This is a genomic window from Zongyangia sp., from assembly GCF_965361945.1.
Genome location: NZ_CBDTOK010000096.1, coordinates 1 through 22,449 on the forward strand (window position 1 = coordinate 1; position 22,449 = coordinate 22,449).

The following is a 22,449-nucleotide window of genomic DNA, read 5'->3' on the forward strand; positions in this document are numbered from 1 at the left end:
TGAGCACACTATAGGTTCCCATCAGCCGGGATACGATTCGTTCGGTATACCGATCTCGGAGCTCGGAAAGTGTCAGATTGGTATTGATAATGGTGGGCTTTCCGCCGAGGATTCGGGAATTAATAATATTATAGATGGCGGAAACCGTAAATTGGGTAGCAAATTCAGCACCCAGATCATCCAGAATCAGCAGATCTGCGTCGCAGACCATAGAAAAAGTATCTCCATTGTCGTTGACAGCTCTGGCAAAGTGTTCCCGTTCTATCTTGCTGAGAAGATTCTGGGCGCTCATGTAGATGACACCAAATCCTTGTTCCAGCACCGCGGAAGCAATGGAAAGAGATAGATGGGTTTTGCCCAGCCCCGTTTTCCCTTGCATAAGAATGGAATGAGAGACCAAAGAAAATCTGGAAGCATAACGCTGGCAATACTGTAGAATCTCTCCCATTCTCTGACGAGGATTAATTCCCAAGGCAGGATCGATCTGATCAGGATAATAATCCAGTCGGAAGGTGGAAAAAGAGCAGTTATTTAAAGCACTCTGTTCACACAAAGACTCGTGGGCCAATTTTTTGAGCAGGTTTTGGAGGCAGGAACACATCTGGCTGCCTACATAACCACGGTCTTTGCATTTTTCACAGGTATAAATCACATCGGTGTAATTAACCGGCAGTCCGGCATGACGTAAAAGGGCGGCCCTTTTTTCCTGGAGGGATAAGTTTTTTTGCCGCAACCCTTCGATAAGCTCGCCGACATTTTGATTTTCATCCAAAACCGCCCGGGCCACAGAAAGGGCGGTGGAAGAAAGCTGCCGGTCTATAGCGGCTACTTGAGGGATTTTTGCATAAACTTCCTGACGGTGCTCTTGCGCCGTATCCTGAGCGCCACGCCGCCTCTGCTCCAGCACATCAAAAGCTTTCTTTTGAATTTCTTTGCTATATCCCAAAGCGATTGCCCTCCTATTTTTCTTTAGTCAATTTGCAGCATTTTGCTTCCACTGCGCTCGAATTCCTCCAAATCGAAAGAAGCGTCGTCTTTTTTCACCGTTTGAGCCGGGGAGACCTCTCCCGCCGCCTGGGCTGGATCGGTAAAGCCCTTTTCAAACCAGGATTTTAGGATGGAATTAATATAGGGAAAAGAAAGCTTAGAGGTGCGATCTACCGCCCGCTCATATGCCAGCTTGATCATCCGGATATCAAAGTGAAATTCATTGGTCCAGCGGGAGATATATTCCTTTTCCCTGGCTGATAGATTTCGCTGATAAATGCCAAAGGCAGATTTGACCTGTCCTTCCATCTCGTAAGCATGGGTCATTTCCGTAATGTAACGTTCTGCCTTTTCATGGGTATCGATTCCCCGGTCGGCCCAGCGGATGGCTTCTTTTTCAATAAAGCGCATGCTGGTTTTTCCGATGCTTCTGCAAAATTCCAGCACCATGAGGATGATATCCACAGAAAGCCCGGCCCAATCATAGAGATAGACAAGGGTTGATGTATCTGAGGGAGTAAGAAGCCCCCCCAGCCGGTTCTGAGCCTCGGAGAGGAGAAACTGAATTTCCGGATGATCGTGGGCCCGTTTGGCTGCCTCCGCTGCGGAAGGTTTGACATGGGATGTTGTGATAAGGGATACATTGGAGGAGATAGGTTTCACAATCTTCTCAGGAACGGAGGATACAGAAGAATCTGAGTCGCTTTTTTGAGGAGCTGAGTCAGATTGTTTGATCGGGAAGAGAGCGTTTTCGTCCCAATTGAGGACGCCCACATCCACCCAATAGCGGATAGCTTCTAAAATGTCGTCGTCGGTTAAGCCTAAGGTATCGGCGATTTTCCCTGTATCTATGTAAGTGCCTCCATGGCGAAGGATAATCAAAAGTGTTTTAAGAGCAGTTGGGCCGCAGAGTTTGAGATGCTTATCAACAATATCACAAGGAACCGCAAAAACACTGTTCCAGGCGCCGAGATTTACCGAGAGTTTCATGTATTTCCTCCATAGGGTCAGAATAGCATTACCAAAGTGAGATATAATAGAGCTACCCGCACGGATAGCTCTGCTGCATCCATTATACCATAAAAGAAAATAAGAGGGAGAATGGGAATGAAAAAAATTCTAGAAAAAAGAGGTTGACTTTTTGCTAATATATTGCTATAATTATCAAGCACTCAAAAATGCGGGTTTAGCTCATCTGGTAGAGCGCCACCTTGCCAAGGTGGAGGTAGCGAGTTCGAGCCTCGTAACCCGCTCCAATTTATCTAAAAAGCGTCGTGAATCACGACGCTTTTTGTGTTATATAACGAGATTGTATGGGCGATAGTTGCGAAGAAAATACAAAATGGTGTATAATATTACTTATCAATGATAAAGGACAGCGGGGGAATGGCACTTTGTAGGTAGATAGAAGCCACTGCGCGGAGAATAGCCGTGTGGAAATCGGGAAGGATGATTTGGAATGATCGGTGATTTACACTGCCACAGCAAGCTTTCAGACAGTTCCATGGGTTTGGAGAGTTTGTTGTTTTATGCCAAGCGGATGGGACTTGACTTCATCGCAGTAACTGACCATGATACCTTGGCGGGGACAACCCGGGCAGCCGTGATCGGAAAGCGGGTAGGCATCGGGGTGATCCCCGGCGTAGAAATGTCCTGCGTAGACAAGGCACGGGGTAGAAAAGTCCATATGCTCTGCTATTTGCCAGCTAAGCCAGACCGGTTGGAGGGAATGCTGGGTAAAGTGATTGCCAGTCGGACCAAGGCAGGGCAGCGAATGGTAGAAAAGGTGATGCGGTATTATCCGGTGACCCTTGACCATATTGCCAAATATTATGCGCCCAGCAAAAGTATTTACAAACAGCACATTATGAATGCTCTCTTTGATCTGGGCTATTGTGACGGCATCTATGGAGAACTGTATAACCACCTTTTTGATCCCAAAACCGGGCTCTGCTATGAAAAGGTAGAATATCCTGACGTGCATGAAACGCTGGACCTCATCCACCAGTCCGGCGGTATTGCTGTATTGGCGCATCCTAGAGTCTACAACAGCTTCGATTTGATGGAGGAACTGGCGGAGAAAAAGTTGATCGATGGGATTGAGGCGAGCCATCCGAAAAATCAGCCAGGGGATTATGAGCGCATTGTGGATTTGGCAGATCATTTTGATCTCATCACAACAGGGGGGACAGATTTCCATGGAATGTACAATTCCCGGCCTAACCCTCTTTGCACCTGTGTCACCCAACAGGAGTCCTTGGACCGGTTATTTCAGTTAAGTGATAAGCTCAAAGCAAAAGAATAAAAGTGATCGATTTCCAGCCGCAGTAGCGGCTGGGACTATTTTTTGCCTGGTGAATTTTAAGATCTTTTATTACCTGCCAAGGCAAGCGATAAAGAAAAGACAGCAAGAATTTGAAAAAGGAGTTGCATTTATGCAGATGAAGTTTAGACCGCGGGGTGTCTGTTCCCGTGAGATCCAGTTGGAGTTAGATGAGAATCAGGTGATCCGTACCTGCAATTTTATAGGGGGATGCCATGGAAACACACAGGGAATTTCCCGTTTGGTCGAAGGCCGCCCGGCGAAAGAGGTCATTCAGGCGCTTTCTGGAATTCGGTGCGGCATGAAGAAGACCTCCTGTCCGGATCAGCTTTCCATTGCATTGCAGCAAATGCTTGATGAAGAAAAATAATCCACAAGCTTTTTGATTTTTTATTGGGTAAACTCTAGATTGTCAAAGGTGACCGCCGAATAGATACCGCCTTCGCCGGCTTCATCTGCCGTATACTCTAATACAACACTATCCCCCTCCCTGGTCAGGGCAAGTTCCTCGCTCAGATCTGCGGGAACTAGGAAGATCTGGTCTAAATGTTCTTCTAAAATCACCTTATAGACGGTAGAAGACCCGTCAAATTCTGAGGCAATTCTCAGCACCTTACCCCGAGCTTCCTCCTTTTCCTCTGTGGCATCCAAGGAGGCTGAGCCGCTGGAGTTTCTCAGCGTTTGTTCATAGTCCTGCACCGTGGCGCTGATAGTTTCTCCTACGCCGACAACGGTATAATCGGTGACGCTGACCATGGCATATTGCTTGACAAGCCCCGCGTTATCCTTCAGGGTCATGAAGTAGGTCGGTTCCCCATCAATGTTGATAATGAGCGGGAAGGAAGCTTGATAGGCTAAGTGTTGCACCTTACCTTCCGCCGACTGTTGGGCCGCTGTTTCGGTAGCACCCGCCATTTGGTAAAGATGCGACTCTTTGGTCACCATATCCACCATGATAAAGCCGATGGCGCTGTCATCTCCTCCAACACTGGTTAATCCAGTAAAGAGATAGCATCTGCCCTCGTTGTATACGATGATATGACCTTCGGAGGTGCGGAATTTATCCTTGTTAGCAAAGTTAAAGATACCATGAACATATTCGCCCTGGTTGTCGATCTGGGTGATGACAAAATCCTCCGGCTGCACCCGATCCACCCATGCAGGGACATTATCAATGCTGTAGTGATTTAGTTGACCGGTGGTGGCGTTCATAACGATAACGCCAGTGGCCTCGGGCAAGCTGAAAAACCGTTTGTTCTGATAAGTGGTAGCCACCCAATAGGGATTTCCGTCGTCATCCAATTCAAAAGAATAGTCGGTGATACCGGTAAAAAGGGCCCCACTAAAGCGCAATTTACGGTGGAGGTTTTGCAAAAGATAGGCGTTGGGCTGGTATTTGATCTTGTGCCCTTCTACATATTCCACATCCGTCATACTGGTGGCTGAAACAACAATATAGCCAGGGGTTCCTTCCAGGTTGGTGATCCATTTAAAGAAGCCTGAATGTTGGAGGGGAACCACCCAAACCAGCTTACCATCCACCATCTGGATGGTAGGCTCTCCTAGCACTACCTGGCTGCCCAAAGCGGGGCGTTCCCCCAATTTCTTATCCGCCAGCTTGGTTGCCAGGTCCACATCCACAATAGGAATTTGATCAGTATCCACCGCCTGCATGTCCGACTCGAATATTCTTGTTTCCGGCGTTCCCAGTTGATCCCGGAAAGCCGAAACATTAAATAGAACAGAAGAGGCAATAGTGCAGATCAGTAGCAGCACCCAAGGTGCAGCCGTAATCAAGATCGCCTTTTTTGGGAAATGAAAATTCGGCACCACATTAAGGGGTCTCTCCTGGGTTGGCTTTTCAAGTTTGATGACGCCGAACTTCATGATAACGGCGGCTAGAATATAAATCGTGATGACTACACAGTAGAATAAAGCGCCGTCAAAATAAAGTGGATTCAGTACGGGCGCTTGTATAAACACATAAAGAGCAATGAGTAAAGTAATGATGCTGTAGACAATTACTTTCTTCTTCAAAATGATTCCCGCCTTTCTGTTTCTGGGCTACAATGGTCTGTTTCGTCATTATAACATAAAACGATGAGGGAATCTGTATTTTTTGGTTTTTTTCTTAAATTTTAAAAGAGTCCACAAAGAAGGAAGAATCTTTATAATAACCGGATCCAGTTTTGAGGCCTATCTCATCCTTGACAGGTACGCCCAATTCTATTACACTAAAAATAATCATGTACTGAAACCGTCCGTGTGGCAGAGAGAGGGAAGATGGGCGGAAATCCCACGCCGCTTTGGGCAACATTCGGTTGTCCGGAGCGGTTGTTTTGTTTTACAGGAGTTGTAGCCGTGGCAAAAGTGGACCATTACATCTATAAAAATCAAAAAAAACTGCGCTGCGGCTATACTACCGGCTCCTGCGCTGCGGCAGCGGCTAAAGCTGCCGTCCGCATGCTGCTCACAGGGGAAGAGGTCCGCCAGGTCAAGCTGGAAACGCCCAAAGGCATCCTTCTTTATCTGGAGATTGAGGAGGCCAGTAGAACGCCGGAGCAGGTTTCCTGCGCCGTGCGCAAGGACGGCGGGGATGATATAGACGCCACCCACGGGATGCTGATCTTCGCTACCGCCGTCAGGCTAGAGAAACCGGATGCTTTGATTGATGGGGGCAAAGGTATTGGCCGGGTCACCCGCCCGGGACTTGCTTGTCCAATGGGGGAGCCGGCTATCAATCCAGTGCCTCGGAGGATGATTGCGGAATCTGTCAGACAGGAATGTGCCGCGGCGGGCTATGACGGCGGCATCCGGGTGGAGATATGGGCGCCCCAGGGGGAGGCGGTGGCAAAGCGCACCTATAATCCCAGACTGGGCATTGTCGGAGGCATCTCCATTCTCGGCACCAGCGGCATTGTGGAGCCGATGAGCGACAGCGCCCTTGTTGCCACAATCGAAGCGGAGCTTTCTATGTCCCGGGCGGCAGGCTATCAGAGCATTGTGTTGACCCCTGGCAACTATGGGGTGGATTTTATCGAAGGCCATACAAAAATTGACGATGCCCGGGTAATCAAGTGCAGCAATTTTATCGGGGAGGCGCTGGACCTGGCTGCCCAGATGGGATTTCGAAATCTACTGCTCATCGGGCACATAGGAAAGCTCATCAAGGTGGCGGGCGGCATCATGAATACCCATTCCCATGTGGCTGATGGCCGTCTGGAAATCCTGACCGCCCATGGGGCCCTGTGTGGCGGGGACACCGGGACAGCGGCAAAACTGATGGAATGTACCACTACAGATCAAGCGGTGGAGATACTGCGCCAAGCAGGTCTCATGGAAAAGACCATGGCAAGCGTCATGGAAAGGATGAGCCTGCACCTTTCGGCACGGGCCGGGGAAAAGATGCAGGTGGAAGCAGTGATGTTTTCAAATAGGTTCGGTGTTTTGGGGAAGACCAAAGGCGCCGATCAGCTATTATCGCAGATGGAGGGCACGCAGAGATGACAAAAGGCATCCTTTATGGTGTGGGCGTAGGGCCGGGAGATCCGGAACTTATGACAGTCAAGGCGGTCAGGACGGTGGAGCGCTGTCCGGTGATTGCTTTGCCCCAGTCGGGACGGGGGGAATGTACCGCCTATGAAATTGCCAAAGAGGCGGTGCCAGCACTGGAAAAAAAGAAAAAACTATTGCTCTCTATGCCGATGACCCGGGACCAGGATACGCTGCTGGAGAGCTGGCGGGAAGCTGCTGATCAAATTGCCAGAAAGCTGGATTTGGGCCAAGATGTGGCATTTCTCACCCTAGGGGATCCTGCTGTCTACTCTACCTATCTTTATCTTCACCGGCTGGTGGAGAAGATGGGCTATGAAGCCCGGATGATCCCCGGCGTCCCCTCCTTCTGCGCGGCTGCGGCCCGGCTGGGCTGGGGGCTCTGCGAAAACCGCCAGCCATTGCACATTCTGCCGGCCTCTTACGACGGAACAGAAGAGGCCCTTTCCCTGCCGGGGACCAAGGTGCTGATGAAAGCGGGGAGCTGTGCTGCAGAAGTTATGGATGCATTGGGGAAAGGGGGGCTGCGCTCCCGGACAGGGCTGGTAGTCAACTGTGGCATGGCGGGAGAAAAGGCCTATCAGAGCCTGGAAACAACACCAGAAGAACAGGGATATTTTTCTTTATATATTGTCAAGGAGGAAGAATAGATGGTACATTTTGTAGGAGCGGGGCCCGGCGCTGTGGATCTCATCACTGTGCGGGGAGCCCAATTGCTTTCCCAGGCGGATGTGGTCATCTATGCTGGCTCTCTGGTCAATCCCGACCTGCTCTCTTATGTAAAAGAGGGATGCGAAATCCACAACAGCGCCGGAATGACCCTGGAGGAGACCTTCTCCGTCATCTGTCAGGCGGAACAGACGGGAAAAATGACGGTGCGTCTGCACACGGGAGACCCCAGTCTCTACGGGGCCATCGGGGAGCAAATGGCTTTGCTGCGCCAGGAGGGCATTCCCTTTGATGTGACGCCGGGGGTCAGCTCCTTTTGCGGGGCGGCGGCGGCGCTGCCCGCAGAATATACCCTGCCCGGCGTCTCTCAATCGGTGGTGATCACCCGGATGGCCGGACGTACTCCGGTGCCAGAGCGGGAGAGTGTGGCCTCCTTTGCGGCCCACGGTGCCACCATGGTGGTTTTTCTCAGTACAGGACTATTACCCCAGCTGCGCCAAGAGCTTTTGTCCGGCGGCTATGCTCCGGACACGCCGGCGGCCATCGTTTACAAAGCCACCTGGCCGGATGAAAAGGTCATCCGGGGCAGGGTGGATCAACTTCCTCAGATGGCGGAGGAAAACGGTATCACCAAGACGGCGCTGATTCTGGTGGGCGGTTTTTTAGAAGAGGACTTTCAGCGTTCCAAGCTCTATGATCCGGCCTTTGGCCATGAGTTCCGGGAGGCCGCCCGATGAAGCTGTCTCTCATCGCATTTACCTCCCGAGGAGCGGCCCTAGGGGAAAGCATTTGCCAAAGACTTATCCAAAGCGGCCATGAATGCCAGGGCTTTCTCAAGATGAAAAATAGGCCGCCGGAAAGCCGGCTTTCCCCGGTAAATATCCCCTGCAGCCAATGGGCGGGGGAGATGTTCCATCAGGTCCAAGGGCTTATTTTCGTAGGCGCCTGCGGCATCGCGGTGCGGGCCATCGCCCCTTGGGTAGCAGATAAGTCAGCCGATCCAGCGGTGGTGGCGGTGGATGAAAGCGGGCGCTTTTCCATCGCCCTGCTCAGCGGACATCTAGGCGGCGCCAATCAGTTGGCCCGGCAGGTGGCCGGGATTACAGGGGGCATACCCGTCATCACCACAGCTACGGATCTCCGGGGTGTTTTTTCGGTAGATAGCTGGGCCAAAAGCCAGGGCTTAGCCATCGGGAGCCTTTCGGCGGCTAAAGCTGTATCGGCAGCTCTGCTGGCGGGAGAAACGGTGGGATTTCGCAGCGATTTTCCGGTTTTGTCCCCTTTGCCTTCTGGCCTTGTGGAGAGTAAAAGCGGCCCTCTTGGCATCCATATCACCTTGCGAAGGGAAGAAGCTCCCTTTGGGCAGACCTTGACCTTGGTGCCCAGGGCGGTGACTCTGGGGATCGGGTGCCGGCGAGGGACGCCGGCCTCCGCCATCGAAAGGCTGGCGGCCCAGGCATTGGAGGAAGCCGGGATATCCTGGCTTTGTGTCGAGAAGGTCTGCTCTATTGCCCAAAAGGCGGACGAGGCGGGGATTTTAGAGTTCTGTGGACGCCGGAATCTCCCCTTTTCCACCTTTTCCGCCGCCGAACTCATGGCGCTGGAGGGGGATTTTGCCCCATCGGCCTTTGTTGAGAAGACGGTAGGGGCGGACAATGTCTGTGAGCGGGCGGCGGTCAAAGGCAGCGGCGGCAGGCTGTTCATCCAAAAACGGAGCTGTGACGGCGTTACGGTAGCCGCCGCTATCCGGGATATTCAAATTACCTTTGAGGAGTAAATCAATGAAAATATCGGTAGTGGGCATGGGCCCAGGCAGTGAAAAAAAGATGACGCTGGAGGCCATGGACGCTTTGGAAGAATGCGATGCCATTGCGGGATACAGCGTGTATGTGAACCTAATCAAAGACCGGTTTCCCGGCAAGGAGATCATCACCACCCCCATGCGCCGGGAGGAGGAGCGATGCCGTCTGGCGGTAGAAGCGGCTCTCTCCGGCAAACATGTGGTTATGGTGTCCAGCGGGGACGCTGGGGTATATGGCATGGCGGCGCTGATTTATGAGGTGGCCCAGGACTATGATCCCATTGAAATCCAGGTGGTGGCCGGCGTTACGGCGGCTTGCAGCGGCGCCGCTCTGCTGGGAGCGCCGCTGACCCAGGACTTTGCCGTCATCAGCCTCAGCGATCTGCTCACCCCCTGGGAGAAAATCGAAAAGCGCCTGTCCTTTGCGGCCCAGGCGGATTTTGTCCTCTGCCTTTATAACCCGGCCAGCCATTTGCGGCCTGACTATCTGCAGAGGGCGTGCGATATCCTTTTGCGCTACCAGAAGCCGGAAACGGTCTGCGGTTTGGTGCAAAACATCGGCCGCCCTGGGGAACGGGCCCAGATCCTGACCCTGGAGCAGCTGAGAAACGCCGAGGCCGATATGTTCACCACCGTGTTTGTGGGCAGTTCCACCACCCGGGTAGTGGAGGGCAGGATGGTGACCCCCCGGGGTTATTTGCAGCGGGAAGGAAAGGAAGGCTAAGAAATGGCAGGGATACTCTTGTTTGGCGGCACAGAGGAAGGACATCGGCTGGCAGAAGAACTCTGCCGCCGTGGAGCACAGGTCACAGTCAGCGTGGCCACCGGCTATGGACGGGAGCTGCTACGGGATGTCCCCTGTACCCGGATTCTTGCCGGACGGCTGGGTGAAGAGGAGATGATAACCCTTCTGGGAGAGAATGATTTTTTCTGTGTCATTGACGCGACCCATCCCTATGCTGTCGAGGTATCCCAAAGGATTCAAAACGCCTGTCAAAAGACGGAGACTCCCTGTCTGCGGCTGCTCCGCGAGGATGTGGAGATGCCCGGCTCTTTGGAGGTGGCAACGGCTGAAGAGGCAGCCCGGCGTCTGGAAGAAACCCAAGGCAATATCCTGCTGACCACTGGAACCAAAGAGCTGCCGGCCTTTGCAAAGATTCCCCGCCAGCGGCTTTATCTGCGCGCGCTGCCAAGCGCAGAAGCGCTGGCGTCCGCCCGGGAGGCGAATCTGGAGCCCAGCCATCTTTTTCTGATGCAGGGCCCCTTTTCCACGGAGCTCAACGCCGCGGTGATGAAAAGCTGGGATATTCGTATTTTGGTGACCAAGCGCTCGGGCAAAGCCGGGGGCTTTCCTGAAAAAATGGAAGCGGCCCGGCAAACGGGAGCACACACTGTGGTCATCGGCCGCCCCTCGCGGGAGAGGGGGCTCAGTTGGGATGAGCTGATGGCGGTGCTGGTGGAAAGAAAATGGATCGGGGAGGAAGCAAGATGAAACGCCGTATTTATCTCATCGGCATGGGAATGGGCCGCCCTGAGAATATGACTACGGAAGCCCGCATAGCCTTGGAGCACAGCCAGTGCATCATTGGGGCAAAACGGCTGATCGATTCCTTGGAAGGCTTCACAGCGCCGAAAATAAGGGCTGCTCTTACCGACGAGGTGTGCGCCTCCATAGCGGAGAACCCGCAGTTCGACCCGGTTTCGGTGGTTTTTTCAGGGGATATCGGTTTTTACAGCGGTGCAGATGCCCTGCGCAAACGGATGGAAGAAGAGTATGCGCTCATCCCTTTGTGCGGCATCAGCAGCCCCGTCTATTTCTGCGGCAAATTGGGGCTTCCCTGGCAGGATGTGCATCTGGTCAGCGCCCACGGAAGGCAGGCAAATCCGGTGGGGGAGGTGCTCTGCCATGAAAGAGTGCTTTTTCTCACCGGCGGCCGCTGGAGGGCACAGGATATCTGTCGGGAACTTGTGAATTGGAAACTGGGCCAGTGCAAAATTTGGGTGGGAGAGCGGCTTTCCTATCCCGAGGAAAGGATAACAGCAGGCAGGGCCCAGGAGCTGGCTGACCGGGAGTTTGACCCTTTGGCGGTCTTATTGGCCCAGTGGGAGGGCACAAAGCCGGTCAAAACTGTGCCAGGGCTGCCGGATGAGTTTTTCCTCCGGGGCAGCGTGCCCATGACAAAGTCAGAGGTGCGCAGTATCTGCCTGTCCAAGCTGCGGCTAGCGCCCGGAGATATTGTCTACGATATCGGCGCCGGCACCGGTTCGGTGGCTGTGGAATGCGCTATGGCGGCGCCCATGGGATTTGTCTACGCGGTGGAGAAAAATCCGGAGGGCATCTCCCTCATTCGGCAAAACCGGGAAAAGTCGGGGACATGGAACCTCAAAGCTGTGGAGGGGACAGCGCCCCAGGCGCTCAGCGGGCTGCCTGCCCCTGACAAGGCTTTTATCGGAGGCAGCGGCGGCAATCTGAAAGAAATCCTGATCCTTTTGCAGGAGAAAAATCCTGAGATCAGGGTAGTTTTGACCGCCATCACTTTAGAGACGGTGGGCAAAGCTCTAAAAGCTTTGGCAGAGCTTCCCTTTGATGAGGCGGAGATCGTGCAGATAGGTGTTAGTAAGGCCAAAAAGGCGGGGAATTATCACATGATGATGGGGCAGAACCCCGTGTTTGTCATCACAGCCCAGGGCCTGGCTCATCCATGAAAGGAGGCAGGGCGATGCAGGTCAAACGGATTCCTAGGATCATGATCGCGGCAGCTTCCAGCGGGTCGGGAAAGACTACCCTAACCTGTGGACTGCTGCAGACCCTTTTATCCCAGGGGCTTTCTGTCTCCTCCTTCAAATGCGGGCCCGATTACATTGATCCCATGTTTCACCGCAAGGTCATCGGCGCAACCTCGGGCAATCTGGACCTGTTTCTCCTGGGAGAAGCAGGGGTAAAACGGTGCCTGGGAGAAAATGGAGGGGAAACCGACGTCGCTGTGCTGGAAGGCGTCATGGGCTATTATGACGGCATAGGGCTTACTACCCGCTCCAGCAGCTATGAGGTGGCCCGTGTGACGAAAACCCCGGTGATCCTGCTCGTTGACTGCAAGGGGATGTCCCTTTCGGTGGCGGCCCTGGTGTCGGGCTTTGCAAGATTTCGGGAGGACAGCGGCATCGTAGGAGTGATCTTGAACCGCCTGTCCCCAGCGCTGTATCCCCAGCTCAAGGACGAGGTGGAAAGGGAGACCGGCGTGGCGGTTTTGGGCTATCTGCCAAAGCTTGCGGACTGTGCCCTCGAGAGCCGGTACCTGGGCCTTGTCACCGCCGACGAGGTGGAGAACCTGCGGGAAAAGCTGGCTTGTCTGGGAAAAGCTCTTTCCCAGACGGTGGATGTAAAAGCCATCCTGCAACTGGCGGCCCAGGCCCCGCCTCTTTGCTGGAAGGAAATCCCCCAAGCGTTGGCGGCGCCGGTCTCCATTGGGGTGGCAAGGGACAGGGCCTTTTGCTTTTACTATGAAGACGCCTTGGACTGTCTGACTCGGATGGGGGCGAAGTTGATCCCCTTTTCTCCCCTGGAGGATAAGGCCCTGCCTCAAGGAATCAGCGGGTTCATCCTGGGCGGGGGATATCCGGAGCTTTATGCCCAGAAGCTTTCTCAAAACGCCTCTATGCGGGGAAGTATCCGCCATGCGATAGAAAATGGCATGCCCTGTATTGCCGAGTGCGGAGGCTTTCTCTATCTGGGAGAGTCACTGACCGGAGAGGACGGGGAGGAATATCCTATGGCGGGGGCCCTCCCCGGCCGAGGCTTTCCCACGGGACGGCTGCGGCGGTTTGGTTATCAGACTTTGGTTTCTCATGAGGACAGCCTGCTGCTGGGGAAGGGAGAATCCCTTCCCGCGCATGAGTTTCACTATTATGACAGCACTGATAATGGCCGGGGCTGTACGGCCTATAAGGCATCCCGGCAGGCAAGCTGGGAGTGTATTCACGCCTCCGACACTCTGTTTGCCGGGTTTCCCCACATCCATCTAGGCGGAAATCCGGATACAGCCCGACGCTTTTTGGAAAGATGCGCTGCATTTGAAAAGAGGAACAAGATATGATGCTAGAACAGACCCTAAAACAGATTACACCCTTGGATGAAAAGGCCATGTCAGCGGCTAGGCGCCGGTGGGATAGTATTGCAAAGCCACTGCACAGTTTAGGACTTTTGGAAGACGCCGTGGTGAAGATCGCCGGCATGACGGGCAGCGCCCGGATCGAGCTTCAAAAGCGTGGCGTCATCGTCATGTGCGGGGACAACGGCGTAGTGGAAGAAGGGGTCACCCAGACGGATAGCTCGGTGACGGCCATCGTCACCGAGAATATGTGTACCGGCCAGACCAGTGTCTGCAAGATGGCCAAGGCGGCGGGCGCCCAGGTGTTTCCTGTAGATATCGGTGTCAGCCGGCCGGTGGAGGGCGAAGGACTCATCCAGGCCAAGGTGATGGCGGGAACCCATAACATGACCCAAGGCCCTGCCATGACGAGAGCCCAGGCGGTACAAGCCATCGAGACCGGCATCCGATTGGCAAAGGAATGCGGTGCAGATGGCTACCGCATCCTGGCCACAGGGGAGATGGGAATCGGCAACACCACTACCAGCGCCGCAGTGGCATCGGTGCTGCTGCACCGCCCTGTAGAAGAGATGACCGGCCGGGGAGCAGGGCTTTCCGACCAGGGGCTGCGGAGAAAAAAGGATGCGATTCGCCGGGCCATTGCCCTCAACCATCCCGATCCCAGCGACCCTCTGGATGTTCTTGCTAAGGTGGGAGGGCTGGATCTGGCAGGACTTTGCGGCGTATTCTTAGGGGGAGCGGCCTGCCGTATCCCCGTGCTTATCGACGGATTTATTTCTGGGGTGGCCGCCCTTGCGGCGGCGAAGCTTTGCCCGGACGCCGCCGGCTATATGCTGGCCTCCCATGTCTCCAAGGAACCGGCGGCCCATCTGGTACTGGAAGAACTGGGGCTTTTCCCCTTCCTTACCGCGAACATGTGCTTGGGAGAGGGAACCGGCGCTGTGGCGGCTCTGCCCATCCTGGATATGGCCCTGGCCGTGTATGAGGGGATGAGCACCTTTGAGGACATTGCGGTGGAGGCTTATCAGCCTTTATCCGAGTAGGAGGAAACTATGCTGACCATGATCATTGGCGGCGCCGGAAGCGGAAAATCTCAGTATGGGGAGGAGCTGCTTCAAAACTGCGGCTGCGAAAGAAAAATTTACATCGCTACCATGCTGCCCACAGGGGAGGAAAGCCATCAGCGGATCCTGCGCCACCGGGCCCAGCGGGCGGGAAAAGGTTTTGAAACTATAGAGTGCTTTACCTCGCTGGCAAAACTTCGCCTTCCAGCAGGGTGCGGGGTGCTGTTAGAGTGTGTGGGGAATCTGGCGGCCAATGAGCTCTACTTCCCCCAGGGCGCGGGGAATCTGGCGGCAGAGGCCATCACAACTGGGGTGGAAAACCTCTGCCGCCAGGCAAAAGAGGTTATAGTGGTCACAAACGATGTCTTTTCTGACGGAATCGACTATGATGAGGGTACCGAAGCCTATCTGCGGGTGATGTCCCAGGTCCATGCCTGGCTGGCCCGGCGGGCCGATCAGGTGGCAGAGGTCGTCTGCGGTATCCCCATCATCCACAAGGGAGGGGAGAAACAGTGAAGAATCTTTGGGACTGTTTGGTGGTGGCTTTTTCCACCTACAGCGCCATCCCCATGCCCCAGGTTCAGTGGAGCCAGAGAAATATGCGCTACGCCATGTGCTTTTTCCCTCTCATCGGACTCATTATCGGGGCGCTGCTTTTGGGATGGGCACAGCTTCGGAACCTGGTAGGCATCGGCCCTCTGCTTTTTGGCGCGGTGGCCACAGTACTGCCCCTTCTCGTCACAGGGGGGATCCATCTTGACGGCTTTTGCGACACCTGTGACGCCTTAGGCTCCCACCAGCCCCGGGAAAAGAAGCTGGAAATTCTCAAAGACTCCCATGCGGGGGCCTTTGCCCTCATGGGCTGCGGCGCCTACCTGCTCCTCTCCCTAGGACTGTGGAGCGAGATGGAGATGTATTTTCCCCAGCTTGGCGTCGTGGCTTTGGGATTTGTCCTGTCCCGGTGCCTCAGCGGGCTTTCGGTGGTCACCTTCCCCTGCGCGAGCCGGGGATTGCTGGCGGCGTTTTCCCAAAGCGCCCAGAAGAAAAGGGTGGCGGCGGTGATGCTCTGCCTGATCGTTCTCTGCGCTGCCGGCATGCTTTTGCTGGCTCCCTTAACAGGCGCATTGGCACTACTTGGCAGCAGCGGATGCTTTCTTTATTATTTTGTGATGAGCCGCCGTCAGTTTGGCGGCATTACCGGGGACCTTGCGGGATATTTTTTGCAGCTTTGCGAAATTGTGATATTAGCGGCGGTGGTCATCGCCCAAAAGCTCTGAAGGAGGAAGCGGAATGCGTCTGATTGTGGGAGGCAGGGGCCAGGGAAAGCGGGCCTATGCCCTTCAGCTTGTCGGCTGCGGGGAAGAGGATGTAGCGGATGGGGGAAACTGCTCCCTTCAGGATATCTGCCGCTGCCGGATTTTTGACGGGCTTCACCGGTGGGTGCGCCGGGAGCTGGAAGCAGGACGGGATCCGTGGCCGGCACTTGTGGAAGCTATGGAGAGCAATCCGGATATGGTCATCCTCTGCGATGAAGTTGGCTGCGGAATTGTGCCCATAGAACCTTTCCAGCGCCAGTGGCGGGAGGAAACCGGACGGATTTGCTGTAAGCTGGCCCAGCAGGCCCGGCAGGTACAGCGGGTATACTGTGGCATTGCCGCCACCCTCAAGGAGGAGAAGCGTTGAACATCTATCTTTTGCGCCATGGGATGACCCAAGGCAATCTGGAAAGACGATATATCGGGCGCACTGACGAGCCTTTGTGCGAGCAAGGCAGGCTGTTGGCACAGGGGCTTGGAGTCAGGCTGGAAAAAAGCGGTGTACAGGAGGTTTGGACAAGTCCCCTCCTCCGCTGCCGCGAGACAGCCTCTCTCGCCTTTCCGGGGCAGGATCAGCGGGTAGAAAATGACTTCCGGGAATGCGATTTCGGGGAGTTTGAGTATAAAAACTACGAAGAACTCAAAGAAAATCCTCGGTATCAGAGATGGCTTTCCTCTGGAGGGACGCTGCCCTTTCCCGGCGGGGAGAGCAGGGAAGACTTTTGCGTCCGCTGCCGCAGGGCTTTTTCCAGAGCGGTGGAGACGCTTCAGACAAGGGGGATTGAGCGAGCGGCATTTGTGGTTCACGGCGGCACCATCATGGCCATCCTCTCCGGGTTTGGACAGCCGAGACAGGATTATTACCACTGGCAGGTGGAAAACTGCGGCGGTTATCTGGTGGAGCTTGGCCGGGGAGGGCTGGTGGCAGAAGGCTGCCGGATTGTAGAAAAAATCGGGGAGGAAAGGCCATGATGATTTCCCTCTACGCCCTGTGTTTGGGCTTTTTGCTGGACTTGATCTTTGGCGACCCCCACTGGCTGCCTCACCCGGTGCGGTTGATGGGAAGAGCGATCTCGGGCCTGGAAAAGGCCCTCCGACCTCGGTTTCCGGATACACCCCGGGGCAGAAGAAGCTCCGGCAGGGTTATGGTCATACTGGTGCTGTTTATTTTTACTGCGGCCCCTCTGGTCATTCTCCTCCTGTGCCAGCGGATTTCTCCCTTTTTACGTCTGGCGGTGGAGGCGGTGATGTGCTATCAGCTTTTGGCCGCCAGAAGTCTGCGGGACGAGAGTATGAAGGTGTATGACGCCCTTTGCCAAGACGACCTTCCTCTGGCCAGAGAGAAAGTTTCTATGATCGTGGGGCGGGATACCCAGAAGCTCAGCCGGGAGCAGGTGGCAAAGGCGGCGGTAGAGACGGTGGCGGAAAACACCTCTGACGGGGTGGTGGCGCCTCTGTTTTACATGGCTATCGGGGGCGGTGTCCTGGGATTTTTCTACAAAGCGGCCAACACGATGGATTCGATGGTGGGCTACAGAAATGAGCGGTACGAGGACTTTGGCCGGGCGGCGGCCAAACTGGACGATATTGTCAACTTTATCCCATCCCGGCTGTCGGCTCTTTTGATGATAATAGCGGCGGTACTGCCCGGCTACTCGGCCAAAGACGGATGGAGAATTTGGAGAAGGGACCGCTTTCAGCATAAAAGCCCCAACAGCGCCCAAACGGAATCGGTGTGTGCCGGTGCGCTTGGGGTGCAGCTGGCGGGGGACGCTTCCTATTTTGGCGTCCCGGTCAGAAAGCCCACCATCGGAGATCCCCTGCGGCCTGTGGAGGCCCAGGATATCCGGCGGGCCAACAGGCTGATGCTGACGACAGCGCTTCTTTCCCTGCTGTTTTTGGGCGGGGCCAAGGCGCTGCTGATCTTGGCTACAGGAGGATTTTGATGAAAACGATGATCCACGGCGGGGATATCTATTCGGCCAGAGAGCGATTTTCAGGGGAGATCTTAGACTTTTCCGCCAATATTAACCCCTTGGGGATGCCGGCTTCGGCAGTGGCGGCGGCAAAGAAAGCAATCGAGGAATGTGAACATTATCCTGACCCCCTGTGCCGGACTCTAACATCCGCCATTAGTGAGAAAGAAGGGGTATCCTCCTCCCAGGTGATCTGCGGCAATGGAGCGGCGGATCTGATTTTCCGGGCTGTGCTGGCATTGCATCCCCGGCGGGCATTGCTTCTGGCCCCTTCTTTTGCCGAGTACGCCCAAGCGCTGGCTGTCGTAGGGTGTGAAACATCCTGCCATTTTTTGCGGGAGCAGGATGGCTTTTCCCTCACCGCGGAGATTCTTCCCAAGCTGACCGCCGGCATCGACCTTCTCTTTCTCTGCAACCCCAATAATCCCACTGGGGAGGTCATCGAGCCTTCCCTGTTGGAAAAGATTCTCCGAAGGTGCCGGGAACAGGATATTTTTGTGATGCTGGATGAGTGCTTCTGCGATTTCTTGGAGGAACCTGAAATTTACACCCAGGTGGGACAGCTTGCCCAGTACCCCAATCTTCTCATTCTCAAGGCCTTTACCAAGATTTATGCCATGGCTGGACTGCGGCTGGGATACGCCCTGTGCGGGGAGAAGATGAGCCGGGCCATGGAGCGATGCGCCCAGCCGTGGAGCGTCAGCATCCCGGCCCAGGCGGCGGGTCTGGCTGCTCTGGAGGAAAAGGATTATCTGATCCGGACAAAAGAGCTAATCCGTACCCAGAGAAAGGGCTTAAAAGAGGGGATTGCCTCCCTTGGATGGCAGGTCTATGGCTCCAAAGCCAATTTCGTCTTCTTTAGAGCCCCGGGACAGGGGAACCTCAAAGCCCGACTGGAGGAGAAAGGCATTTTGATCCGTGGATGCGGCAATTATCCGGGCCTGGATGAAAGCTATTACCGGGTGGCGGTACGCTCGCCCCGGGAAAACCAGATGCTGCTGGCGGCGCTGAAAGAACAGGCGCAAAACTAGAGAAAAGGAGGGGATATCTTGGGCGCGGTCATGGTCATTGTAGACGGCATGGGGGATATTCCCTCTTTTTATCCGCCGGAGCTTGTCCAGATGGGAAAGCGGGGGGCTTACGGCGCCTTTTGCACCTGCCCTCAGGGCTTTTCTGTGGACACCCTTCCCTGCGTTTTGACCCTGCTGGGAGTTTCATCTTCCCGTATCCCCCAGGGACGTGGGGCGTTGGAGGCAGCCGCCCGAGGCATCCCTCTCGCGCAGGGAGAAGCAGCTTTCCGCTGCAACCTGGTAACGCTGGATGGGGAGGGACACCTTGCCTCCTCCTGCGGGGAAGGGCTGACGGCAGCGGAGAAAAGGCGGGCTTTTACCCTGGCAGCACCGATTTTCCGAGAGGCTGGGATGCAGTTTTTCCCCTTGGAGGATTACCGGGCTCTGGTGATTGTGAAAGCGGATCCGCGGGAGCTGAAGAACATCCGTACCTATCGCCCCCACGCACATTTGGGAGAGCCGCTGTCCGCCCTGTTGCCCAGAGGAGGGGGACTGGCGGAGCGTCTCGCCGTTTGCGGAGCCAAAAGCCAAAAGGCGCTGGCCCCTCTGGGCCATGGGGCGGTCCTCCCCTGGGATGGGGCAGGCGCTCCCAGCCTTCCTCGATTTTCTTCCCTCCACGACTTAAAAGGGGCGGCTGTTTGTCGCACCGATGTGGTGCAGGGGCTGGCAAAGGCGATGCAAATGGACCTGTTTGTCCCAAGCCACGCCACAGGGGATGTAGACACCGACCTGGCGGAAAAAGCCGGTATGGCAGCCCGGCTGTCTGAAGCGTATGATTTTGTTCTGCTGCATCTCAACGGAGCGGACGAGGCCTCCCACCGGAGAAACCGGGAGGAAAAGGAAAAATTTCTCCGCCGGGTAGGGGAGCAGGTAGTTAGTCCCCTCCTCCTGCGAGAAGAACTGCCGCTGCTGGTCTGTTCGGACCACAGTACCATGGCTGCCACAGGGGAGCATAGGTCTCACCCACAGCCCTTTTTCCTGCGAAAAATGGGGGTCAAAGGAAACTTAGGGCTGCTCTCGGGAAAAAGGGCTGTGGAGCTTGTGACAGAGCAAAGGAAAGGGGAATGAACGAGTGGCGAAAGCGATTATGATCCAAGGAACCATGTCCAATGCCGGAAAAAGCCTGGTGGCGGCGGGGCTTTGCCGTGTGTTTCATCAGGCAGGATACCGGGTGGCGCCCTTTAAGTCTCAAAACATGGCCCTCAATTCCTTTATCACTGCGGAGGGGCTGGAAATGGGAAGAGCCCAGGTGATGCAGGCCCAGGCGGCGGGAATAGAGCCGTCGGTGCTGATGAATCCCATCCTTCTCAAGCCCACCGGGGAGATGGGTTCTCAGGTGATTGTAGGAGGCAAGCCGGTGGGCAACATGACGGCGGCGGAATACTACCAGCGCAAGAAAGAGATGATACCCGCCATTTTACAGGCCTATCACGCCTTAGAAAGGGAATATGACATCCTTGTCCTGGAAGGGGCTGGAAGTCCAGCGGAAATTAACCTGAAAGCTGACGATATTGTCAATATGGGGATGTCCAAAATGGCCAAAGCGCCGGTGCTGTTGGTGGGCGACATCGACCGGGGCGGCGTTTTCGCCTCCCTGGTGGGCACCATGCAGCTGTTGGAGCCGGAGGAAAAGAAGCTTGTCAAAGGCGTTATCATCAACAAATTCCGGGGGGATAAGGAGATTTTAAAGCCCGGTCTTGTAATGCTGGAGGATTTGATCCATCGCCCGGTTGTAGGGGTGCTGCCCTATCTGCACCTGGATATTGACGACGAGGACAGCCTGTCCCAGCGGCTGGAGAACAAGGAGCAGGGGCTCATCGATATTGTGGTGATCCGCCTGCCTCGGATTTCCAACTTTACCGATTTCGGCCCCTTAGAGCGTATCCACGGTGTACAGGTGCGCTATATAGACAAGGTACAGCAGCTGGGCAATCCTGACGCTGTGATCCTCCCAGGCACCAAAAACACCATGGAGGATCTCCTCTGGATGCGGCAGAACGGCTTGGAGGCGGCTGTGAAAAAATTCGCTCAGAGGGGAGGAATTGTGCTTGGCATTTGCGGCGGCTATCAGATGCTGGGACAAACCCTGAGAGATCCCCACGAGGTGGAATATGGCGGGCAGATGTACGGCATGGGCCTGCTCCCCATGACCACCGTCTTTGGAAGAGAAAAGGTACGCACCCAGGTGCAGGGCCGTTTGCTGCGGGTGCATGGCCCTCTAGAGGCGTTGAGCGGCTGCCCGGTGGAGGGCTATGAAATTCACATGGGCCAAAGTGATGTGCCGTGGCTTCGGGCTCTGTGCCGGATTGAGAGATGCAACGGGAAAAAGGCGGAGAAAACCGACGGCTGTTCTTCCGGATCGGTTTATGGCACCTATCTCCATGGCTTCTTTGACCGGACAGAGGTGGCCAGCGCTTTTGTGGGAGCCCTCTGCCGCAGAAAAGGACTGCCGGCAGAGACAACGGTCATGGACGCAGCGGCTTATCGGGAACAGCAGTATGACCTGCTGGCCGATGCGATCCGCGAGAATTTGGATATGGAGTGCATCTATGATATCCTGGAAAAGGGGATAGAAGAATGAATTTAGAAATGGAGCATGTGCTGCCGCAGGACATCGAGCGGCGCAGCATGGAGATCATCGCCCAGGAGCTGGGAGACAGACGGTTGGATGACGCAAACGCCGATGTCATCAAACGGGTGATTCACACCACGGCAGATTTTGACTACGCGGATACCCTTTGTTTTTCTCCATCGGCGGTAGAAAAGGCAAGAGCGGCCCTGCAACGGGGCGCGGACATTGTCACCGACACCCAGATGGCCAAAGCTGGCATCAATAAACAGCGCTTAGGGAATCTAGGCGGGCAGGTCCACTGTTTTATGTCTGATGAGGATGTGGCAAAGGCCGCCAAGGAGCAGGGAACGACCCGCGCCGTCGCCAGTATGGATAAGGCCCTTTCCCTTCAAAAGCCGCTGATTTTCGCCATCGGCAACGCGCCCACAGCCCTCATCCGCCTGTATGAGCATATCCAGGAGGAACGTATCCGGCCGGAGCTTGTCATCGGCGTGCCGGTGGGCTTTGTCAACGTGGTCTACGCCAAAGAATTAATTATGCAGGCGGATGTCCCCTTTATTGTGGCCCGGGGCAGAAAGGGCGGCAGCAATGTAGCCGCCGCCATCGTCAATGCCCTGCTCTATGGCATGGGAAAAAGATAGAGGATTTTTCTTGTAAGTTTCATATAAACATGCTATGATGTAGACATACATCGATAATTTCATAGGAAAAACGACAAAAGCGAATGGGAAGTCGGGTGTAAGTCCCGCACAGTCGCCGCTGCTGTAACTGTCCGCCATCGGGGTCCGCTATGATGCCACTGGAGTAATCTCTGGGAAGGCGCAGGCTCTGGACAGAAGTCAGAAGACCGGCTTTTGTTTGTTTGGAAGAATCTTTCGGTGAAAAAGAGCCTGCCAGTTTTTAAAATCAAAGCCTGCCCCCTTGGATAGGCTTATCTTCTGGTGTCCTGCTTTTCATGGAAGCAGGGCTTTTTTATTGCAAAAAGCCTTGGGATGCCGGCGCATGGGGGA

23 protein-coding genes, 1 tRNA gene and 1 riboswitch are annotated in these 22,449 nt (G+C 55.0%); of the genes, 21 read left to right on the top strand and 3 right to left on the bottom strand.

The genetic code is table 11. The features are described 5' to 3' along the window. The coding region (locus tag ACZ25G_RS06220) for an ATP-binding protein (RefSeq protein WP_463681872.1) at positions 1-946 on the bottom strand (946 nt) is incomplete at its 3' end. Positions 947-969: 23 nt separating this feature from the next. Further along, entirely contained in the window at positions 970-1,977 is a 1,008-nt protein-coding gene (locus ACZ25G_RS06225; protein WP_463681873.1) for a DnaD domain protein, read from the bottom strand. 190 nt (positions 1,978-2,167) lie between these two features. On the opposite strand from ACZ25G_RS06225, the gene ACZ25G_RS06230 reads away from it, so the two are divergent. The 3 genes from ACZ25G_RS06230 (at position 2,168) to ACZ25G_RS06240 (ending at position 3,680) form a co-directional block, all read left to right on the top strand. Further along, positions 2,168-2,243 (top strand) — tRNA-Gly (locus ACZ25G_RS06230). A gap of 203 nt (positions 2,244-2,446) precedes the next feature. Next, entirely contained in the window at positions 2,447-3,292 is an 846-nt protein-coding gene (locus ACZ25G_RS06235; RefSeq protein WP_191481775.1) for a PHP domain-containing protein, read from the top strand. 136 nt (positions 3,293-3,428) lie between these two features. Then, the gene (locus tag ACZ25G_RS06240; RefSeq protein ID WP_191481776.1) at positions 3,429-3,680 is read left to right on the top strand and encodes a TIGR03905 family TSCPD domain-containing protein; all 252 of its coding nucleotides are present in this window, start codon (positions 3,429-3,431) and stop codon (positions 3,678-3,680) included. Between the two features lie 20 nt (positions 3,681-3,700). On the opposite strand, the gene ACZ25G_RS06245 is transcribed toward ACZ25G_RS06240, so the two are convergent. Beyond that, entirely contained in the window at positions 3,701-5,347 is a 1,647-nt protein-coding gene (locus tag ACZ25G_RS06245; protein WP_191481777.1) for a hypothetical protein, read from the bottom strand. A gap of 324 nt (positions 5,348-5,671) precedes the next feature. Between ACZ25G_RS06245 and cbiD the strand changes: the two genes are divergently transcribed. The 18 genes from cbiD to ACZ25G_RS06335 are packed head-to-tail and all read left to right on the top strand — an operon-like array spanning position 5,672 to position 22,080. Beyond that, complete coding sequence (cbiD, locus tag ACZ25G_RS06250; protein WP_463681874.1) at positions 5,672-6,817, top strand: cobalt-precorrin-5B (C(1))-methyltransferase CbiD; 1,146 nt, start codon at positions 5,672-5,674, stop codon at positions 6,815-6,817. Continuing rightward, positions 6,814-7,512, top strand: a complete 699-nt coding sequence (gene cobI / locus ACZ25G_RS06255; protein WP_463681875.1) for a precorrin-2 C(20)-methyltransferase — start codon at positions 6,814-6,816, stop codon at positions 7,510-7,512. Before cbiD ends, cobI begins: the two co-directional genes overlap by 4 nt. Further along, entirely contained in the window at positions 7,513-8,268 is a 756-nt protein-coding gene (gene cobM / locus ACZ25G_RS06260) for a precorrin-4 C(11)-methyltransferase (RefSeq protein WP_463681876.1), read from the top strand. Beyond that, positions 8,265-9,308 (top strand): cobalt-precorrin 5A hydrolase, encoded by a 1,044-nt coding sequence (locus tag ACZ25G_RS06265; protein ID WP_463681877.1) that lies wholly within the window; start codon positions 8,265-8,267, stop codon positions 9,306-9,308. The genes cobM and ACZ25G_RS06265 overlap by 4 nt, the downstream gene beginning before the upstream one ends. A gap of 4 nt (positions 9,309-9,312) precedes the next feature. Continuing rightward, positions 9,313-10,056 carry a precorrin-3B C(17)-methyltransferase gene (gene cobJ / locus ACZ25G_RS06270; protein WP_463681878.1) on the top strand — a complete coding sequence of 248 codons (744 nt, stop codon included), beginning with the start codon at positions 9,313-9,315 and terminating at the stop codon, positions 10,054-10,056. Positions 10,057-10,059: 3 nt separating this feature from the next. Continuing rightward, entirely contained in the window at positions 10,060-10,824 is a 765-nt protein-coding gene (gene cobK, locus ACZ25G_RS06275; protein ID WP_463681879.1) for a precorrin-6A reductase, read from the top strand. Further along, the gene (gene cbiE / locus ACZ25G_RS06280; protein WP_463681880.1) at positions 10,821-12,038 is read left to right on the top strand and encodes a precorrin-6y C5,15-methyltransferase (decarboxylating) subunit CbiE; all 1,218 of its coding nucleotides are present in this window, start codon (positions 10,821-10,823) and stop codon (positions 12,036-12,038) included. Before cobK ends, cbiE begins: the two co-directional genes overlap by 4 nt. 14 nt (positions 12,039-12,052) lie before the next feature. Then, entirely contained in the window at positions 12,053-13,426 is a 1,374-nt protein-coding gene (locus ACZ25G_RS06285; RefSeq protein WP_463681881.1) for a cobyrinate a,c-diamide synthase, read from the top strand. Then, positions 13,423-14,484: a nicotinate-nucleotide--dimethylbenzimidazole phosphoribosyltransferase gene (cobT, locus tag ACZ25G_RS06290; RefSeq protein WP_463681882.1), complete on the top strand. Its 1,062-nt coding sequence runs from the start codon at positions 13,423-13,425 to the stop codon at positions 14,482-14,484. Before ACZ25G_RS06285 ends, cobT begins: the two co-directional genes overlap by 4 nt. A gap of 9 nt (positions 14,485-14,493) precedes the next feature. Continuing rightward, on the top strand, positions 14,494-15,021 hold the full coding sequence (locus ACZ25G_RS06295; RefSeq protein WP_463681883.1) for a bifunctional adenosylcobinamide kinase/adenosylcobinamide-phosphate guanylyltransferase: 528 nt from the start codon (positions 14,494-14,496) through the stop codon (positions 15,019-15,021). Continuing rightward, complete coding sequence (locus tag ACZ25G_RS06300; RefSeq protein ID WP_463681884.1) at positions 15,018-15,782, top strand: adenosylcobinamide-GDP ribazoletransferase; 765 nt, start codon at positions 15,018-15,020, stop codon at positions 15,780-15,782. Before ACZ25G_RS06295 ends, ACZ25G_RS06300 begins: the two co-directional genes overlap by 4 nt. Positions 15,783-15,795: 13 nt before the next feature. Next, entirely contained in the window at positions 15,796-16,188 is a 393-nt protein-coding gene (locus ACZ25G_RS06305) for a bifunctional adenosylcobinamide kinase/adenosylcobinamide-phosphate guanylyltransferase (RefSeq protein WP_463681885.1), read from the top strand. Next, a complete protein-coding gene (locus ACZ25G_RS06310; RefSeq protein WP_463681886.1) occupies positions 16,185-16,793 on the top strand; it encodes a histidine phosphatase family protein in 609 nt (202 codons plus the stop codon). Before ACZ25G_RS06305 ends, ACZ25G_RS06310 begins: the two co-directional genes overlap by 4 nt. After that, positions 16,793-17,767 (top strand): adenosylcobinamide-phosphate synthase CbiB, encoded by a 975-nt coding sequence (cbiB, locus tag ACZ25G_RS06315; RefSeq protein ID WP_463681897.1) that lies wholly within the window; start codon positions 16,793-16,795, stop codon positions 17,765-17,767. Before ACZ25G_RS06310 ends, cbiB begins: the two co-directional genes overlap by 1 nt. Beyond that, complete coding sequence (cobD, locus tag ACZ25G_RS06320) at positions 17,767-18,828, top strand: threonine-phosphate decarboxylase CobD (protein ID WP_463681887.1); 1,062 nt, start codon at positions 17,767-17,769, stop codon at positions 18,826-18,828. The genes cbiB and cobD overlap by 1 nt, the downstream gene beginning before the upstream one ends. A gap of 18 nt (positions 18,829-18,846) precedes the next feature. Further along, positions 18,847-19,935: a hypothetical protein gene (locus ACZ25G_RS06325; protein ID WP_463681888.1), complete on the top strand. Its 1,089-nt coding sequence runs from the start codon at positions 18,847-18,849 to the stop codon at positions 19,933-19,935. Between the two features lie 4 nt (positions 19,936-19,939). Then, on the top strand, positions 19,940-21,448 hold the full coding sequence (locus ACZ25G_RS06330; RefSeq protein WP_463681889.1) for a cobyric acid synthase: 1,509 nt from the start codon (positions 19,940-19,942) through the stop codon (positions 21,446-21,448). Then, entirely contained in the window at positions 21,445-22,080 is a 636-nt protein-coding gene (locus ACZ25G_RS06335) for a precorrin-8X methylmutase (protein WP_463681890.1), read from the top strand. The genes ACZ25G_RS06330 and ACZ25G_RS06335 overlap by 4 nt, the downstream gene beginning before the upstream one ends. A gap of 60 nt (positions 22,081-22,140) precedes the next feature. Continuing rightward, positions 22,141-22,309: riboswitch (cobalamin riboswitch) on the top strand. Positions 22,310-22,449 lie beyond the last annotated feature (140 nt).

Coding starts and splice junctions, on each gene's coding strand:
- ACZ25G_RS06225 (WP_463681873.1), bottom strand. CDS start 1,977: ATGAAACTCTCGGTAAATCTCGGCGCCTGGAACAGTGTTTTTGCGGTT.
- ACZ25G_RS06235 (WP_191481775.1), top strand. CDS start 2,447: ATGATCGGTGATTTACACTGCCACAGCAAGCTTTCAGACAGTTCCATG.
- ACZ25G_RS06240 (WP_191481776.1), top strand. CDS start 3,429: ATGAAGTTTAGACCGCGGGGTGTCTGTTCCCGTGAGATCCAGTTGGAG.
- cobI (WP_463681875.1), top strand. CDS start 6,814: ATGACAAAAGGCATCCTTTATGGTGTGGGCGTAGGGCCGGGAGATCCG.
- cobM (WP_463681876.1), top strand. CDS start 7,513: ATGGTACATTTTGTAGGAGCGGGGCCCGGCGCTGTGGATCTCATCACT.
- ACZ25G_RS06265 (WP_463681877.1), top strand. CDS start 8,265: ATGAAGCTGTCTCTCATCGCATTTACCTCCCGAGGAGCGGCCCTAGGG.
- cobJ (WP_463681878.1), top strand. CDS start 9,313: ATGAAAATATCGGTAGTGGGCATGGGCCCAGGCAGTGAAAAAAAGATG.
- cobK (WP_463681879.1), top strand. CDS start 10,060: ATGGCAGGGATACTCTTGTTTGGCGGCACAGAGGAAGGACATCGGCTG.
- cbiE (WP_463681880.1), top strand. CDS start 10,821: ATGAAACGCCGTATTTATCTCATCGGCATGGGAATGGGCCGCCCTGAG.
- ACZ25G_RS06285 (WP_463681881.1), top strand. CDS start 12,053: ATGCAGGTCAAACGGATTCCTAGGATCATGATCGCGGCAGCTTCCAGC.
- cobT (WP_463681882.1), top strand. CDS start 13,423: ATGATGCTAGAACAGACCCTAAAACAGATTACACCCTTGGATGAAAAG.
- ACZ25G_RS06295 (WP_463681883.1), top strand. CDS start 14,494: ATGCTGACCATGATCATTGGCGGCGCCGGAAGCGGAAAATCTCAGTAT.
- ACZ25G_RS06305 (WP_463681885.1), top strand. CDS start 15,796: ATGCGTCTGATTGTGGGAGGCAGGGGCCAGGGAAAGCGGGCCTATGCC.
- cbiB (WP_463681897.1), top strand. CDS start 16,793: ATGATTTCCCTCTACGCCCTGTGTTTGGGCTTTTTGCTGGACTTGATC.
- cobD (WP_463681887.1), top strand. CDS start 17,767: ATGAAAACGATGATCCACGGCGGGGATATCTATTCGGCCAGAGAGCGA.
- ACZ25G_RS06335 (WP_463681890.1), top strand. CDS start 21,445: ATGAATTTAGAAATGGAGCATGTGCTGCCGCAGGACATCGAGCGGCGC.